This window comes from Saccharothrix sp. NPDC042600, assembly GCF_040647305.1.
GTDB classification, from domain to species: Bacteria; Actinomycetota; Actinomycetes; order Mycobacteriales; family Pseudonocardiaceae; genus Actinosynnema; species Actinosynnema mutabilis.
On record NZ_JBEZBW010000002.1, the window covers coordinates 301,152 to 315,897 of the forward strand.

A 14,746-nucleotide genomic window follows, 5' to 3' on the forward strand; every position below is an offset into this window, starting at 1 on the left:
GTTCGGGTGCTTTCAGTGCTGGCAGCAGATTTGCGGATTCATCGTGATCCGATCCGGTGACTGAAGGCGACATAGCGGTAGCGCGCGGTGATTCGCCGCTAGGGTCGCTTGGAGGCGGGCGAGGGGAGGTCATCCGCGGTGATCGGTGTGCCGTCGTCGGAGGAGGGTGTCGCCGGAGACCTCGACGATGCCGATACGGCCCGGTTCCCGGTCGTGCCGATGCCGCGGGCTTCCGCTGTGGCGCCGCTGGTGCAGGGGCTGTTCGGCGGTGTCGAGCGGTGGGGGTGGGAGTTCGCGCCGCTGCCCCAGTTCTCCCTGGCGCTGGAGTCTGCGCCCGAGTGGCGTGAGCCCGACGAGGTCGTCGCGGCGTGGCGGTTGCGCAGGCAGCGGTTGCGGCAGGTGCCGTGGATGGCGGCCGGTGTCGGCGCGGTGGCGTGGGGTGGGTGGGCGCTGCCGTTCGCCGGCGCGGTCGTCGTGGACGTGGTGATGTCGGGTTGGCTGGTCGTGGGCCTCGCGGTGGTTTTGGTTCGGCAGGTCGCGGTGCCGCGGGCACGGGTGCGGGCCGCCGGGCGGGAGCGTGATTACCGGTTCGACCTGTTCCGCCACCGAGTGGGCGAGTGGCGCAACCGCATGGCGGCTCGGGACGAGGTGCTGCGGGTGCGCGCGGTGGCCAAGGAGTGGCTTCCGCTGCGGCCGACGGTGTCGGCGGCGCGGGTGGAGGTGTTCGGCGGCACCGGTGACGGTTGGGCGAGCCTGGTCACGACGGTCGGGAGTGCTCTGTTGCGGGCCGGCGGCTCGGTGTTGGTCCTGGATCTGAGTGAGCGGCGGGTCGGCGACGACTTGGCCGTTCTCGCTGACGCGGCGGGTCTGCCGGTGTCGGCTGTCGCGTTGGCGCGTGATGACGGCACCCTGTTGCGCGGGTTGGACGCCGACGAGGTCGCCGAGGTGGTCGCCGGAGCGGTGGCCACCATGCGATCCGGTACCGACGCCGCCGATCTGCGGGTGGTCGACGCCTCCATCCTCAGCACTGTTGTGGGCTGTCTGGACGGTCCTGTGACGTTCGCGCGGCTGGCGGCCGGTCTGCGGGTGGTGCGGGGTCACTACGACTCCGAAGGGCCGCTGACGCGAGCCGAAACGCGTCGGCTCACCGGCCGCATCGACGCGGTCGGCACCACGGACCGTGTCGTCAACGCGTTGCAGGCGCTGACGAATCTGGTCGAGTTGCTCGCCACCGATGAACCGCTGGGCGAGCCGGTGAGGTGGTCCGGGCCGGGGCTGACCGTGCTGGCCACCGAAGGGCCGCACGCTCGCCGCAAGGACTTCCTCGATCGGGTGTTGTTCGAGCGGGTGTTGCACGCGATGCGCGTACGCCCGCGACAGACCGGCGGTGACGTGGTGTTCGTGGCTGGTGCCGATCGGATCGGGCCGGCCGCCGTGGAGGACTTGGCCCGCCAGGCTCGGCGGTGCGGCGTGCGGCTGGTGCTGATGCTGGAGCACCTGCGCGACGACCTCACGCGGTTGCTCGGTGGGGCGGACAGCACGACTCTGCTGATGCGGCTGGGCAACCACGATGAAGCCAAGATCGCGGCGGAGTTCATCGGCCGTGAACACACCTTCAAGGTCAGTCAGATCACCCGTCAGGTCGGGCAAACCTTCACCGAGGGTTATAGCGAAGCCACCGGAACGCAGAGCAGCGCCTCGCGCAACGAGGGAACGCACCACAGCCGGCCGGACCGGGCTCAGTGGTTCGACCGCAAAGCGGGCAGCAGCGGGAGTTCGGCCGGCACGACGTCGTCGCGGTCGGACACCTGGCAGCACACCGTGAACTACTCGCTCGCCGATTCGGAGAACACCGGCACCACCGAGTCCCGCGTCTACGAGTTCACCGTGGAACCGACGCAGCTGCAGGGCCTGCCGCCGACTGCGTTCATCCTCGTCGAACACGGCGGCGGCGGACATCGCAGGGTCGTTCTGGCCGACTGCAACCCCGGGATCGCTCTGCTGCCCAGCGCGGTCGGCGGGTACGAGTGGGCGGCGGGAGTCCGACGTGCTTGAGCCGGCCCTGTTCACCAGTGCGCGGGTCCTCCGGCTGCGCTCCGCGCCGCGTCGAACAGACCCCGATCCGGTGCCCGCCCAGCTGTTCGCCGCGTTGACCGCCGCGCACACCGGGCTCGACGGTCGCGGACTGGTTTTCGCGGCGTGGCAACGGGTAGTGGGCGATCCGCAGGTGCAGGTGCTGTTCGGCGGGGTCCCGGGTTTCCCGGCCGCGGCCGGGTCCGGTGAGGTGGGCGACGTGCTTCCGCTGCTGTACCCGCCGGGTAGCACCGCGGAGGTCGTCGGCGCCGACGAGGTCGTCGCCGGCTGGCGCGACTTCCCGGCCTGGGTGCGTTGTGCGGGCCGGATCGACGCGCTGTGGCAACCGGTGGACGGCGGCCGGCGCTCACCGGGTCGGGGTGGGTTCGACGACTACGTCGCGCACCTCGGCGAGGCGTTCGTCTGGCTGACCGTCGCACAACCTCTCGCGACAGGACACGCCGACGAAGAACTGTCCACATTGGAGGTTGCGATCCCGCCGCTGCGCCGGGAGACGCGGCTGGAGTCCAGTCGGATCGCACTGCACCGCGCGGAGGGCCGCTACCGGGAACTGTCCCGTGCGCTCACGACAGGTTTGTGGGACGTGCACGTCCTGGTCGCGGGGCAGGACGAAACGGCCGCGCGGCGGGCGGCAGCGCTGTTGTGCGGTGCGAGCGACCTGGACGACCTGCCCTACGCACTCACGGCGGCGGGCGAAACCGGCTCCTTCGAGCGCACGGTGGCCGCGTCGGTCCCGGATTCGCCGTTCGCCGCTGGGGGCGAACTGCTGGCCGCCCTCGCGCGGCCTCCGAAGCGTGAACTGCCCGGCATCCGGTTGACCGAGCCCGCAGCGTTCGACGTCACCCCGGAAACGGGCGGGTTCCTCGCTCTGGGCACGGTGCTTAACGACGCGGACCAGGCGGCGGGGCCGTTCACGGTCTCGGAGGGCACCTTGAACCGTCACACGTTCGTCGCTGGCGCGACGGGCGCGGGCAAGTCGCAGACCGTGCGGCATTTGCTGGAGCGGTTGCACTACGCGGGCGTGCCGTGGCTGGTGGTGGAGCCCGCCAAGGCGGAGTACGCCGCGATGGCGGGCCGCATCGGCGAGGACCTGGTGACCGTGATCAGACCCGGCGCCCCGGACGCCGTTCCGGTCGGCCTGAACCCGCTGGAACCGGAGCCCGGTTTCCCGCTTCAAACCCACATCGACCTGGTGCGGGCGCTGTTCCTGGCCGCGTTCGACGCCGACGAGCCGTTCCCGCAGGTGCTCAGCCTCGCCTTGAACCGCTGCTACACCGAGTTGGGTTGGAACACCGTGCTGGGCGGGTCGCGCCTGCCGGCGGTGGTGCCGAAGTACCCGACACTGGCCGATCTGCGGCGGGTGGCCCTGGAGGTGGTCGACGGCATCGGCTACGGCAAGGACGTGACCGACAACGTCCGGGGCTTCATCGACGTGCGGCTGGGAGCCCTGCGCCTGGGCACTCCCGGCCGGTTCTTCGAGGGCGGTCACCCGCTGGACGTCGCGGATCTGTTGCGGCGCAACGTAGTGCTCGAGATCGAGGATGTCGGCAACGACCAGGACAAGGCGTTCTTCATCGGTGCGGTGCTGATCCGGCTGCACGAGCACCTGCGGTCCCGCCGGTCCGAGGGCTCGGCCGGCCGGTTGCGGCACGTCACCGTGCTCGAGGAGGCGCACCGGCTGCTCAAGCGCGCCGAACCCGGTTCACCGACCGCGCACGCCGTGGACCTGTTCACCTCCCTGCTGGCCGAGATCCGCGCGTACGGCGAGGGCATCGTGGTGGCCGAACAGATCCCGTCGAAGATCGTGCCAGACGTCGTCAAGAACACGGCGCTGAAGATCGTGCACCGGTTGCCCGCGGTGGACGACCGGGATTTCGTCGGCGCGACGATGAACCTGGACGAGGCGCAGTCCCGACACGTCGTGTCGCTCCCACCCGGCCGAGCGGTGGTGTTCGCCGACGGTATGGACCGTCCCGTTCGGCTGACCGTGCCGCTGGGCGAGGACCGGGAGAAGCGCCTGTCGGGACCCGCCCCGGCGATCCGGGGCACACGAAGCGTCGCCTGCGGTCCGACGTGTCGCGCGCGGGCGTGTCTGCTGCGCGAGGTCGACACGGCGGCAACGGCCGCGGACGACCCCCGGCTGGTGTTGTGGATCGAATTGCTCGTGGTGGCGCACCTGGTCGGCAGGCCCGCACCCGAACCGGCGAGGAGATGGCTGGCCAGCCTCGCCGCGAGGTTCGACGCGCGAACGCTCGAATGCTCCATCGCACACCGGGTGCAGACGGCGGTGGACCTGCGCTACGTCGGGCTGGCGGCGCACTACCAGCCCGAGGCGCTGGCCGAGCACGTCGCGGCATCCGCGCTGTCCACGGCGCGCGGAGAGGTCACCTCGTGCGACGGGACCGAGGTGTGGTGGCAGGCCGGCAAGTACCGGTGGCTCGACGTGGTGAGGGCGCTGGTGGAGGCCGACCCCGACGCCGGGCCGCACCCCGACACGGCGAGCTGGGCCGAACGCGGCCTGCACCTGACCGGCGACACGGTGGCCGAGCAGCTCGCCGACCTGGAAGCCCACCCCGACAGCTGGCTGCCCGACGACACGGTGATCACCGGCGACGGCGTCCCACCGCTCTACGAGCAGGCGTTGGCGAAGCTGAGCCGCGTGCGCCCCCTGGACCGCAGGTTCCTCGCGGTCACCGGCTTCCTCGGCCTACGGACGACGTGGCCGTTGACCACGCTCAACCTCACTGATCAGACACAGGGTGACCGATGAGTGCGGACAGGAACAGACCCGCCGAACAGCCGGAGCCGCCCGATCGGCCCGTCGAGTCCGGCGAGGCGGAGACCACCGGTCGGGAGACCGGGTCTGAGGAGTTACCCGAGGGAACCGCCAGGCGCTCGCTGCGCGAGGAGCGGGTGCTGGAGACCGACACGCGCGACAAGGTCGTGGTGGAACCCGCCGCCAAGGAGATCGTCAAGCACGCCGACCAGCGGGCACTCAAGGGCGACGGCGACCACTACGTCCGCGGCGTCCGCAACGAGGACCTCGTCTACTACGTCGACGGTGTGCTCGACCGGCAGGTGCCGAACGTGGAAACCAAGTACCCGGGCGGCGGTCGGGTCGCCCACTGGGACCCGGACAAGGAAGCCCTGGTCATCGAGGATGGTGACCGGGGCACGGTGTTCACGCCGAAGAACGGAAGGGACTACTTCGATGACCTCTGAGGGTCAGGAGCTTTCCGGTGAAGGTGTCATCCGGCTGCGAACGAGCGAGTTCGAGCTGCTGCGGCAGGTCGTGCGCGAGGTCCGTGAACTCAGCGACGACCAACTCTCCGCTGTCGGCGTGCGGCGTGACGAGGTGGACGACCTCCGCACCGCCGTGCGCAGCGTCCACGGCGAACTCGCCGACACCGACTACACCGCCTTGGACGTGGTGCTCGACGAGGCTCCCGCCGGTCCCCCGGCGGTGACCCGACCGGAACCGGCCGGCACGGCGAGGGTCACGGGCATGCTCACGCAGGCGACCGCTGTCCGGCTGCCCGGCATGATCCACTACGTGCGCGACTGGCTCGGCGAACGGGAACTGAGCCACCGCACCGGAAGCGACCCGGCCCGACTCGACGCCCTCGCCGACCGCTTCCCATCTGCCGGCTGAAGCCGCTGACTGCGGTCTGCCGCATGATCGGGTTGTTCTCTGGCTGGCGCGTCGAGCAATCCATCACGGTCGCCCCGGGGCCTTACAGGTCCGGATCTAACGGCTGTGCGTTCACAGTCGGACCGTCCGCAGGTGTCCCACTTAATGCTGATAATCCTGCGGACGAGTCGATCAACGCCGTGATTCCAGGCCGGGAACCAGCAGGCGTGCGTCGAGCAGGTCGATGGCGGCGGTGTTGATCTGGTTAGGCATCGCAAACATGGGTGGCGTGAGTGGTTGGGTTCCCAGCGGCGGCCCGCAGTGCGCGGCGGCTGTGTGCCCTGACTCGCTGAAACGAATCACGCCAGTCGGCGGACGCCCCGTATCGATGAAAGCCTCGGCAACCGACCGCAACGTCGGTAGACAGGCATCATGCCCTAGCATCAATGCTCCTGTCACACGGCCGCTGGTCTCTGCCTCTTCGGTGCCAGCCTCAGACCTCGCACCAAACGGCCCTGAACCAAAACGATGCTGGAATGACTCACTGCGCTGTAAAGTCGCTGGTCAGGAAGTGTCTTCCCTGCGCGAGCGGGGGTGGTCTGTCCTTGACGGGCTCGGCGCCCAGCACGGCGACGTCTTCCCGGCGCGAGCGGGGGTGGTCCCTACTTCACCCTGACCCTGCGCAACCGCAAGGCGTCTTCCCCGCGCGAGCGGGGGTGGTCCGTCCCGCATCCTGGCTGCGCAGGAGATGCTGGAGTCTTCCCCGCGCGAGCGGGGGTGGCCCCTCGACCAGGGCGCAGTACTCGGCGTACTGGCGGTCTTCCCCGCGCGAGCGGGGGTGGTCCGGCCAGCGCCGCGTCGGCCATCGACGTGTCGGGGTCTTCCCCGCGCGAGCGGGGGTGGTCCGCTCGGACGCGGCGTCTTGACCTTGAACGACCAGTCTTCCCCGCGCGAGCGGGGGTGGTCCCAACGCCACCAAGAGCGAGGACGGGTCGGCGCGGTCTTCCCCGCGCGAGCGGGGGTGGTCCCGAGTCCACCCGGTCGTCGTAGCCGTTGGCGGCGTCTTCCCTGCGCGAGCGGGGGTGGTCCCAGGGCAAACGTCGCGTTGGTGCCCTCGCGGGTGTCCTCCCCGCGCGAGCGGGGGTGGTCCGGTCAGCTACCTGCCCGGCGAGACGGTCAACTTGTCTTCCCCGCGCGAGCGGGGGTGATCCGGACGGCTCCCTGTCCAAGGTGACGCGAGCCACGTCTTCCCCGCGCGAGCGGGGTGGTCCGCCGACGCCCAGGCCCTGGTTGACGATCGCTTGGTCTTCCCCGCGCGAGCGGGGGTGGTCCGGACCTGCCGGGCGTCATCGACACGAGGTCGATGTCTTCCCCGCGCGAGCGGGGGTGGTCCCGCACCGGCGCCCGTGCCCCGCTGGCCGCCTGGCGTCCTCCCCGCGAGCGGGGGTGGTCCCGGCACAACCCCACAAGCCCGTTGGTCGCGGACCGTCTGCCTTCCCCGCGTAGCAGGCCGGGTCAATAAACTGCGCCATCGGAGCTCTCGCTTACAGCCAGACGTCGGGGTGGCTCGGTGGTTTGCCCCGGTCGACGGTGAAGATCAAATGGCGATTTGGCGGCGACGGGAACCCGGTGAAACGCGTCGCCGCGCGGTGCAATGAACTTGGACGACCAGCTCTGACCTGCGCGAACTGCCTCGAGCGCAGGTCAGAGCCTCACCGTCGCCTCTTTGACACGGTAGGGGTCACTGGTTCAATCCCAGTATCGTCCACAAGAGAACAACGCAGGTCAGAAGCCCGGTCCTCGATCATGAGGCCGGGCTTCTTGCGTGTGGTGCAAGATCAATGGCGATGAAATGGCGATCTGACGGTCGCGCGACCGCTGTCGACGGTGCCCTCCATCTCTGATCGGGTGACGCACGGCGGGCACCTCGGCACGCCGTCCTCGATCATCCACATGGCGTGGGTGTGCTGGGCTTCGTGGAAGGTGGACCACGGCAGGCCGCTGGAATGTGATCCACCGCACCTGACGACTGCGTGACGCTCGTCACGTCCTGGCCCAGGATCTCGCTTCGCCGCGCATTACCCGCACCGACGTGGCCACCAGGCGGTGGTGGACGACGGACCAGCGATTCCTGCTCGGCACCCCGGTTCTCGGCGGCTGTCTCGGACGTTAAGCCGGTTTTGCTGCTCCACGTCCCGCCCGGCCGCTTGTACCGGGCGCGCCATGTGCTCCGAACGGATCATGGCCCGCCGCGCGGGGTCAGGTCGCTTCGGGCAGGGTGAAGGTTTCGGCGGTCTCGCCGCCTGGGTTGATTCCGTATGCGTGCAACCGAACGGCTTCCGCGCCGCGGCCTGTCCCGTTGAGCAGGTCGATCAGTTGACGCATCCCGTATGGATCGGAGATGCCCAGCGCGTAGGTGTCGGTGGTCGCCTCGACCATCCAGCGCAGCAGGAGTTCCGCCTCGTCGTGTCGTCCGAGGAGCATGAGCGTCTCGGCGAGCCGTTTTGTGGCCGACCAGTTGCCCTTGGCGTGTTGGGCGCGCAGTGGGGGTTCGGCGGCGGCGGCGCGGTTGAGTTCGCGGCACTTGTCGAGGATCAGCCGCGCGGCCATGGGGTCCTCGGCGGCGCTGCGCTGGAACCACGTGATCGCCTCGTCGAGATCGCCGTGCTGCACGAGGAATCCGCCGAGGTGCCACATCACCGGGGTAGCGCCCGCCTCGGCGTGCCGCCGCAGCAGTTGCTCCGCTCCGTTCCGGTCGCCTCGCCGCTGCAACGCGGTGGCCAGCCTCGACACGGCCAGCGGGTCGCCGGTCTCCGCGTGCGCCCGGATCCAGTGGAACGCCTCCTCGGTTTTCCCTTGCCCGGTCAGCAGGTGCTCCAGCCGCCACATGGCACCCGTGTCGCCCGCCTCCGCCTGGGAGATCAGCAACCGCTCGGCCTCATCCGTCCGGTAGACGCGTCCCATCGCGTCGGCCAGCCGCAGAACCGGCTCGGACTCCCCCGTTTCGGCCGCCCGACGTGCCCACAGGAGGGCCTCTTCGGGGTTTGTGGCCGACAACCTGTCCGCGAGCAGCATCATCGCTCCGCTGTCGCCGGCCGCCGCGCGTCCACGCAGGTCGTCTTCGTCCTCCGCGAGGTCGCTCAAGGTCAGGACGAATCCCAGGCGCAGCGGCGGATCCACGGCGTCGGCACGGGCGCGCCACTGGACCGCCTCGGCGGTGGCGGCTCGACGTTCGTGCAGCCACCCCAGCAGCCGCATCGCCCTCGCGGTGGCCGCGCCACTACCGTCCGACGCCACGCCCAGGGCCCGGTCGGCCAGCCGTGCGGCCACCGCGTAGAGGCCCCGCTGCTGTGCCTGCTCGGCCAGGGCCACCAGGTTGTCCACACCGGTCGCGTGCTCGACCAGCACGTCCCACAGCCCGGCCGGACACCGTTCTCGTTCGCGGTCCTGTTTGCCTTGCTGGTAGAGGTAGTCGTGCAGCCGGTACAGGGGTGCGCGGTCGGTCCCGGTGCGGTGTCGGATCAAGGGCCCCGGCGCGCCTTTGCACGGGCGTGTGGCGTAGTCCAACGCGTGCTCGAACCAGTCTTCGCCCATCTGGTCGACATCGACGTCGCTGAGGTAGGCCAGGGCGCCTTGTGCCAGGAACTGCGCCGACAGGTCTTCGGGATACCCGAGACGCCGCACGTCCACCGCCGTCCGCAACACGGCCTCGGCCGCGCGCGGCGCCGTGCGCCACCGGTCGAGCAGTTCCGGTGCGCCCGCCAGGGACTGGGTGATCCGCCGGCCCACGGCGTTCTTACTCGCCCACGCCAGCCGGGGGTCCACTTTCGCGGCCTGTGCCAGGGACGGGAGGTCGACGTCCTCGAACGCGTCGGGCACGCGAATGACACGTCCCGCGAGCAGCGCGGTCGTCTGCGAGCCGGGTTCCCGCGTGAGGGCGTCGTGGTGTTCGCGCCACAGCGTGCCCAGCACCAGCACCGGCGCCCGACGAGGATCATTGAGCAGGGCGCGCAGCATGCCGACGATCCGCTCGCTTGCGCCCAGGTAATCCTGGGTCTCGTTGAGCCACACGACGGTGCGCGGCTCCACCCGGTCCAGCCCGTCCAGTGCCGCTTGCGGACGAGTGGGCGACTGCGGGTGCCACAAGCGCCAGCCGCCCGCGACGCGCAGCGGTGCCAACGCCTCCCAACAGGCGCGGGTCTTGCCCGCCGCCGACCCCGCCGTGAGCACGGCCATCGCGCTCCGGCCTCGCACAGCCTGCTCGACCACCTCGCGCAGCAGCGCGTCGTGGGCACGCGGCACGTAGACCGGCAAGTCAGGCACATGCCTTTCGTCCAACGTGATCGACCGGTGCACCTCCACCGCGAACGGGTCCACCACCCGCTCCAGCGGCACCCCCACCGGACCGCTCGGCGGGACCGTGGTCAGGTACACGTCACCGGCGGCCTGCACCACCACCGAACCGTCGGACGCCACGGCGTTCTGCGTGACCGTTGAGGGTGCGGCCTCCTCGTGACCATCTTTCGGGGGCATCCCGCCATCGTTCCAGCGAGGACCGGGCCACTCCACCGTGGTCGAAGCTGGTCGCCGGCCGCGTGGACGGCCTGGTCGTCGCCGGCTTCTCGGAGGTGGGCTGTCAACGACGCTGGGGGACGTGTTGACCTGCTGTCGCGGGGTCGCGGGTTGATAGTGGAGTGGGCCACGCGATGTCGTCGATGGCGAGCCACGGTGCGACGGCAACGACCGCGGGTGTGAGGCCGGTAAACGCCTTCACCTCGCGGTGGAGGTGGGACTGGTCGGTGTAGCCGCACTCGGCGGCGACGTCGGCGGCGGGGTGACCGGTCGCGAGGAGGTGGGCGGCGTGGTCGAACCGCACCAGTCGGGTGGCGCGTTTGGGGCTGATCCCGAGCTGGGACCGGAAGCGGGACCACAGGCGCTTGCGGTCCCAGCCGACCTCGCCCGCCAGGCTGTCGACCGGTATCCGCCCTCGGCTGGTGAGCGTCCGCCGCCAGGCGTGGGCGACTTCCGGTTCGACCGGCGGGCGGGCGCGCAGCCGTTGGCTCAGGACCTCGGCCGCGATCGTGAACCGTTCGTCCCACGACGCGGCGGCGCGCAGCCGGTCCTCGATCCGCCCGGCGTCGCGTCCCCAGACGTCTGCCAGGGGTGCCATCGTCCCGCTGAGATCGGGTGACGCGTCGAGCACCGCGGCTGCCACGTCCGGCTCCAGCCGGATCTGGAGGCATTCGCCCACGCAGCCGCCTGCCCGCAGATCTCCGGGCACGAGCCCGATGACGACGCTGCCGCGCTCGTGCCGGCCGCGGTTGTCGCAGAAGACGCCTTCTCCCTCGCTCAGGTCGATGAGCAGGGTGACCGACGGGTGCGCGACCATGGCGATGTCCACGGGGGCGGGGAGGCTCTGGCGGAACCCGGCCATGCTGATCCCCGGCAGCCGATTCGACCGGCGCGGGACCGCGATGTCCACCGTTCTCCAGTCCGGCGGTGTTCCGGTCGGCACACGACCAGTCTAGGGACCGGGGACCACGGGCGAGGTGCTCGGTGACCCTTGCCACGAGGTCCAGCTCAACAACAGTTCGCTGGTCGCCTCGGGCGCTTCGAACATGGGGAGGTGTCCGACGCCGGGCAGCAGCTCGATCCGGGCGTCGGGCACCGCCTCGTACCGGCGCACCGACGTCGCGTCCCAGCGGGGGTCGGCGGTACCGAAGATCACCAGCACCGGGACGGTGAGGGCGGCGAGACGTTCGGGCACGCCGCGCTCGGTGATGTACTCGGTGTTGCGGCGCAAGATCGTCCTGAACGTGTCGTAAGAGGTGTGCTTGAGATCGGCGATCACGTCGTCGGGTACGTCCACCGGGCGAGCGGCCGTCGCCTGGATTCCCTTGCGGATCATCGCGTCCGAACGCCTCCGCCACATCAGCGGGCCGAACGGCGGGCCCAGCAGGATCCGAAGGATCAACGGCTGGGAGAGCAGCGCGTCGGGATGCGGGCCGCAGCTGATCAGCGCGACCGAGCGCACCAGGTCGGGGCGCTGTTCGGCGAGGGCGGTGACGACGTAGCCGCCGCTGGAGTGCCCGACGACGGGGACCTGACCGAGGCCGAGGCCGTCGAGCACCGCCGCCACTTCGCTCGCCTGCGCGGGCACGTCGTAAGACGGTGACGGTGGGGACTGGCCACAGCCCGGGAGATCGACGCGGATGACGTGGTGGTGGGCAGTGAGGGCCGGGACCACCGGGCTCCACGAGGCACCCGAGGCCCCCGATCCGTGGATGAGCACCAGCGGGGGCGCCTGCCGCGGACCGTCGTGCACCACGTGCATCCCCTGCGCACGCTCAACACCGTTCTCACTCATGCGACGATGGTCCACGGTCGCCGACCACCAGTCTTGGACAAATGTCGTCGTGCGAGAGACGCCGGCCGTGATGCGATCTTGCTAGCGCTGTTCGGCGAGCAGGCGCTTGCGGTGGTTGCTGCGGCGGAGGGCGGTGACGGCCACGGTGATGACGCAGATGCCGATGCCGAAGACGGCCAGAGCGCCGGCCAGTGTCAGCCATCCCATGAACGTGATGAAGCCTTCGGACTCCCCGATGGCGTAGTCGGACGACACCCGGGCCGGGCAGACGACCTCGTAGGTGCCCTCTTGCTGCACGTCGATGGTGTAGAGCTGGTTCCAGGTGTGGTCATAGGTGAAGACGAAGTCCGATCCCGGATCGCCGAGGCTGGGGTTGCCCGGCCCGGTGATGCTGCACCCCTGGGGCTCCACGAACTCCTGGTACTTGACCCAGATCGCTTTGTCGCTCTCCGGCCCGAGCTGGAGGGTGACGGTGTCGCCGCTGGAGAACGGGTGGTCGGTGTCCACCGCGTCCACCACGTCGTTGAACCGGTACACGCCGATGACCACGGCCAGCACGATCGACACGACGGCGGTCGCGGCGGCTGCGGCGTACCAGTGCCGGCCGGGCCGGAGTTCGTTCGCCGGGATGCGCGGCGGCGTGACGGGCGGCGTCGGCGCGCCCCGGGCCGGACGTGCCGGCGAGCTGTCGGTTTCGCGGAGCATGAAGCTCGCCTCCCCCGGAGACACTGCTGAACGCGTTCAAAACTAGTCCGCGGAGCCGGCCCCGAGCAAGGCGGGTCGAGGGCGGCGACCACTGGACGACCCGCAGAAAACACACACCCTCATGCCCGCACAGCAAGCCGGATTGGGCCGTTCGCCGCCACCACGGACGCGTGAAAGCGGTGCCTCGCGGGTATTCCGAAGGCGATTCGCAAACGGACTGACGACCGTGGAGCAGCCATGCCTTGGGTTCGCCGACACCGCCGCCACACGCCGTACAGCTTCTTCCGCAGCACCACCGTGCGCAGCCACTTCCGGCGCGCTCCGGGCCAGGTGCCGATCGTGCCCATCGCGATCGCCGTCGCCGTGATCCTGCTGATCATCGCGATCTTCTGACCCGCACCCGGCGTAACGGCCGCTCGTCCGCGGCGACATCCCCGGTGTAGGCCTGTTGCCACGACCGGGAGGGCCGATGGACGACGAACGCGTCGTGCTGCTGGTGGTCGAGCCGGACCCGGACGTCGATCCGGACAGCGCCGACCGCCTCGCGCGCCGGTTGCGCACCGAGGTCGCCGCGCTGGACGTGGACGCCCGGCTGGCCGCGGACGGGCCCCCGCCCGAGGGCGCGAAGGGGGCCGACGCGGTCACCCTGGGCGCGGTCGTGGTGGCGATGAGCGCCGCCGGTGGGGTGTTTCCGCTGGTCATCGAGACGGTGCGGGACTGGCTCGCCCGGCAGGCCGCCCGGCACCGGGTGTCGGTGACCATCGACGGCGACACCATCGCGTTGGAGAAGGCGTCCGCGGCCGAGCGGCGGGCGCTGGTCGACGCCTACGTGCAGCGCCACTCGGGGTGACCCCGTGAGCCGGCGGCTGGCGCTGTTGATCGCGACCTACGAGTACGAGGACGCGGGGCTGCGCCGCCTGACCACGCCGGCGCACGACGCGGAGACCTTCGCCGAGGTGCTGGCCGACCCGTCGATCGCCGGGTTCGAGGTCACCACGCTGGTCAACGAGCCGCTGCACCGGGTCGGCCGGGCGATCGGCGAGTTCTACCGCGACCGCCGTCGCGACGACCTGACGCTGCTCTACTTCACCGGCCACGGCCTCAAGGACGACGAGGGCCGCCTGTACCTGGCGATGACCAACACCGTGCGGGACAACCTGCTGTTCACCGGTCTCGCGGCGGAGCACGTCGACCAGGCGATGGAGGGCTGCGCGTCGCGCCGCAAGATCCTCGTGCTGGACTGCTGCTACAGCGGCGCGTTCCCGGCGGGGCGCCTGGCGAAGGCGGACCCGAGCGTGCACGCGCTCGAACGCTTCCAGGGCCGGGGCCGGACCGTGCTGACCGCGTCGGACGCCACCCAGTACTCGTTCGAGGGCGGCGGTGACCAGCCGCGGGGGCGGGCCGCGCAGTCGGTGTTCACGCGGTACCTGGTGGCGGGGCTGCGGGACGGCAGCGCGGACCTCGACGGCGACGGCGACATCACCGTGGACGAGCTCTACAGCTACGTGCACGACCGGGTGGTCGAGGAGATGCCGCAGCAACGCCCGAAGAAGCAGGACGACGTGCAGGGTCGCACGGTCATCGCCCGCAACGTCAACTGGACCCTGCCCGCCTACCTGGCCAACGCCCTGGCGAGCCCCATCGCGACCGACCGCCTGAACGCGCTGGCGGGCCTGGCCCGCTTGCGCCGCGTGGGCAACGAGGTCGTGCGGTCACGGGCGGAGGACGAGATCCGCCGCCTCGCCGACGACGACAGCCGCCAGGTCTCGGCGGCGGCGAACGCCCTGCTGACCACCCCTCAACCACCCACCCCTGAACCACCCACTCCTGAGCCACCCACCGCGCCGAAACCGCCGCCCGCACCGCCAACCACGCCGGCGACGCGAGTCGCGCCCGCACCGCCAACCACGCCGGCGACGCGAGTCGCGCCCGCACCACCGGCACCGCCG

General features: G+C 70.7%; 11 protein-coding genes. 7 read left to right on the forward strand and 4 right to left on the reverse strand.

Annotated features, from left to right (window positions below):
* Window positions 1-138 precede the first annotated feature (138 nt).
* Genes AB0A74_RS03305 through AB0A74_RS03320 form a run of 4 tightly spaced genes read left to right on the forward strand, consistent with a single transcriptional unit; the run spans window position 139 to window position 5,746 of the window.
* The gene (locus tag AB0A74_RS03305; RefSeq protein ID WP_358247257.1) at window positions 139-2,055 is read left to right on the forward strand and encodes a hypothetical protein; all 1,917 of its coding nucleotides are present in this window, start codon (window positions 139-141) and stop codon (window positions 2,053-2,055) included.
* Window positions 2,048-4,864 carry an ATP-binding protein gene (locus tag AB0A74_RS03310; protein WP_358247258.1) on the forward strand — a complete coding sequence of 939 codons (2,817 nt, stop codon included), beginning with the start codon at window positions 2,048-2,050 and terminating at the stop codon, window positions 4,862-4,864. Before AB0A74_RS03305 ends, AB0A74_RS03310 begins: the two co-directional genes overlap by 8 nt.
* Complete coding sequence (locus AB0A74_RS03315) at window positions 4,861-5,316, forward strand: hypothetical protein (RefSeq protein ID WP_358247259.1); 456 nt, start codon at window positions 4,861-4,863, stop codon at window positions 5,314-5,316. Before AB0A74_RS03310 ends, AB0A74_RS03315 begins: the two co-directional genes overlap by 4 nt.
* Window positions 5,306-5,746 (forward strand): hypothetical protein, encoded by a 441-nt coding sequence (locus tag AB0A74_RS03320; RefSeq protein ID WP_358247260.1) that lies wholly within the window; start codon window positions 5,306-5,308, stop codon window positions 5,744-5,746. The genes AB0A74_RS03315 and AB0A74_RS03320 overlap by 11 nt, the downstream gene beginning before the upstream one ends.
* Before the next feature lie 2,238 nt (window positions 5,747-7,984).
* On the opposite strand, the gene AB0A74_RS03325 is transcribed toward AB0A74_RS03320, so the two are convergent.
* The 4 genes from AB0A74_RS03325 to AB0A74_RS03340 all read right to left on the reverse strand — a co-directional run bounded on the left by AB0A74_RS03325 (window position 7,985) and on the right by AB0A74_RS03340 (window position 12,797).
* Window positions 7,985-10,258, reverse strand: coding sequence for a hypothetical protein (locus tag AB0A74_RS03325; protein WP_358247261.1), 2,274 nt, complete (start codon window positions 10,256-10,258; stop codon window positions 7,985-7,987).
* Window positions 10,259-10,361: 103 nt separating this feature from the next.
* Complete coding sequence (locus tag AB0A74_RS03330; protein ID WP_358247262.1) at window positions 10,362-11,240, reverse strand: helix-turn-helix domain-containing protein; 879 nt, start codon at window positions 11,238-11,240, stop codon at window positions 10,362-10,364.
* A 9-nt stretch (window positions 11,241-11,249) separates the two neighbouring features.
* Window positions 11,250-12,092 carry an alpha/beta hydrolase gene (locus AB0A74_RS03335; protein ID WP_358247263.1) on the reverse strand — a complete coding sequence of 281 codons (843 nt, stop codon included), beginning with the start codon at window positions 12,090-12,092 and terminating at the stop codon, window positions 11,250-11,252.
* Window positions 12,093-12,173: 81 nt separating this feature from the next.
* On the reverse strand, window positions 12,174-12,797 hold the full coding sequence (locus AB0A74_RS03340; RefSeq protein WP_358247264.1) for a hypothetical protein: 624 nt from the start codon (window positions 12,795-12,797) through the stop codon (window positions 12,174-12,176).
* Between the two features lie 237 nt (window positions 12,798-13,034).
* Between AB0A74_RS03340 and AB0A74_RS03345 the strand changes: the two genes are divergently transcribed.
* The 3 genes from AB0A74_RS03345 to AB0A74_RS03355 all read left to right on the forward strand — a co-directional run.
* Complete coding sequence (locus AB0A74_RS03345) at window positions 13,035-13,190, forward strand: hypothetical protein (RefSeq protein WP_358247265.1); 156 nt, start codon at window positions 13,035-13,037, stop codon at window positions 13,188-13,190.
* Between the two features lie 76 nt (window positions 13,191-13,266).
* Entirely contained in the window at window positions 13,267-13,647 is a 381-nt protein-coding gene (locus AB0A74_RS03350) for a hypothetical protein (protein ID WP_358247266.1), read from the forward strand.
* A gap of 4 nt (window positions 13,648-13,651) precedes the next feature.
* A partial coding sequence (locus AB0A74_RS03355) for a caspase family protein (protein WP_358247267.1) occupies window positions 13,652-14,746 on the forward strand: 1,095 nt, incomplete at its 3' end.

Excerpts from the sequence above, each read along its gene's own strand:
- AB0A74_RS03315 (WP_358247259.1), top strand. The coding sequence starts at position 4,861 with ATGAGTGCGGACAGGAACAGACCCGCCGAACAGCCGGAGCCGCCCGAT.
- AB0A74_RS03320 (WP_358247260.1), top strand. The coding sequence starts at position 5,306 with ATGACCTCTGAGGGTCAGGAGCTTTCCGGTGAAGGTGTCATCCGGCTG.
- AB0A74_RS03325 (WP_358247261.1), bottom strand. The coding sequence starts at position 10,258 with ATGCCCCCGAAAGATGGTCACGAGGAGGCCGCACCCTCAACGGTCACG.
- AB0A74_RS03335 (WP_358247263.1), bottom strand. The coding sequence starts at position 12,092 with ATGAGTGAGAACGGTGTTGAGCGTGCGCAGGGGATGCACGTGGTGCAC.
- AB0A74_RS03340 (WP_358247264.1), bottom strand. The coding sequence starts at position 12,797 with ATGCTCCGCGAAACCGACAGCTCGCCGGCACGTCCGGCCCGGGGCGCG.
- AB0A74_RS03345 (WP_358247265.1), top strand. The coding sequence starts at position 13,035 with ATGCCTTGGGTTCGCCGACACCGCCGCCACACGCCGTACAGCTTCTTC.
- AB0A74_RS03350 (WP_358247266.1), top strand. The coding sequence starts at position 13,267 with ATGGACGACGAACGCGTCGTGCTGCTGGTGGTCGAGCCGGACCCGGAC.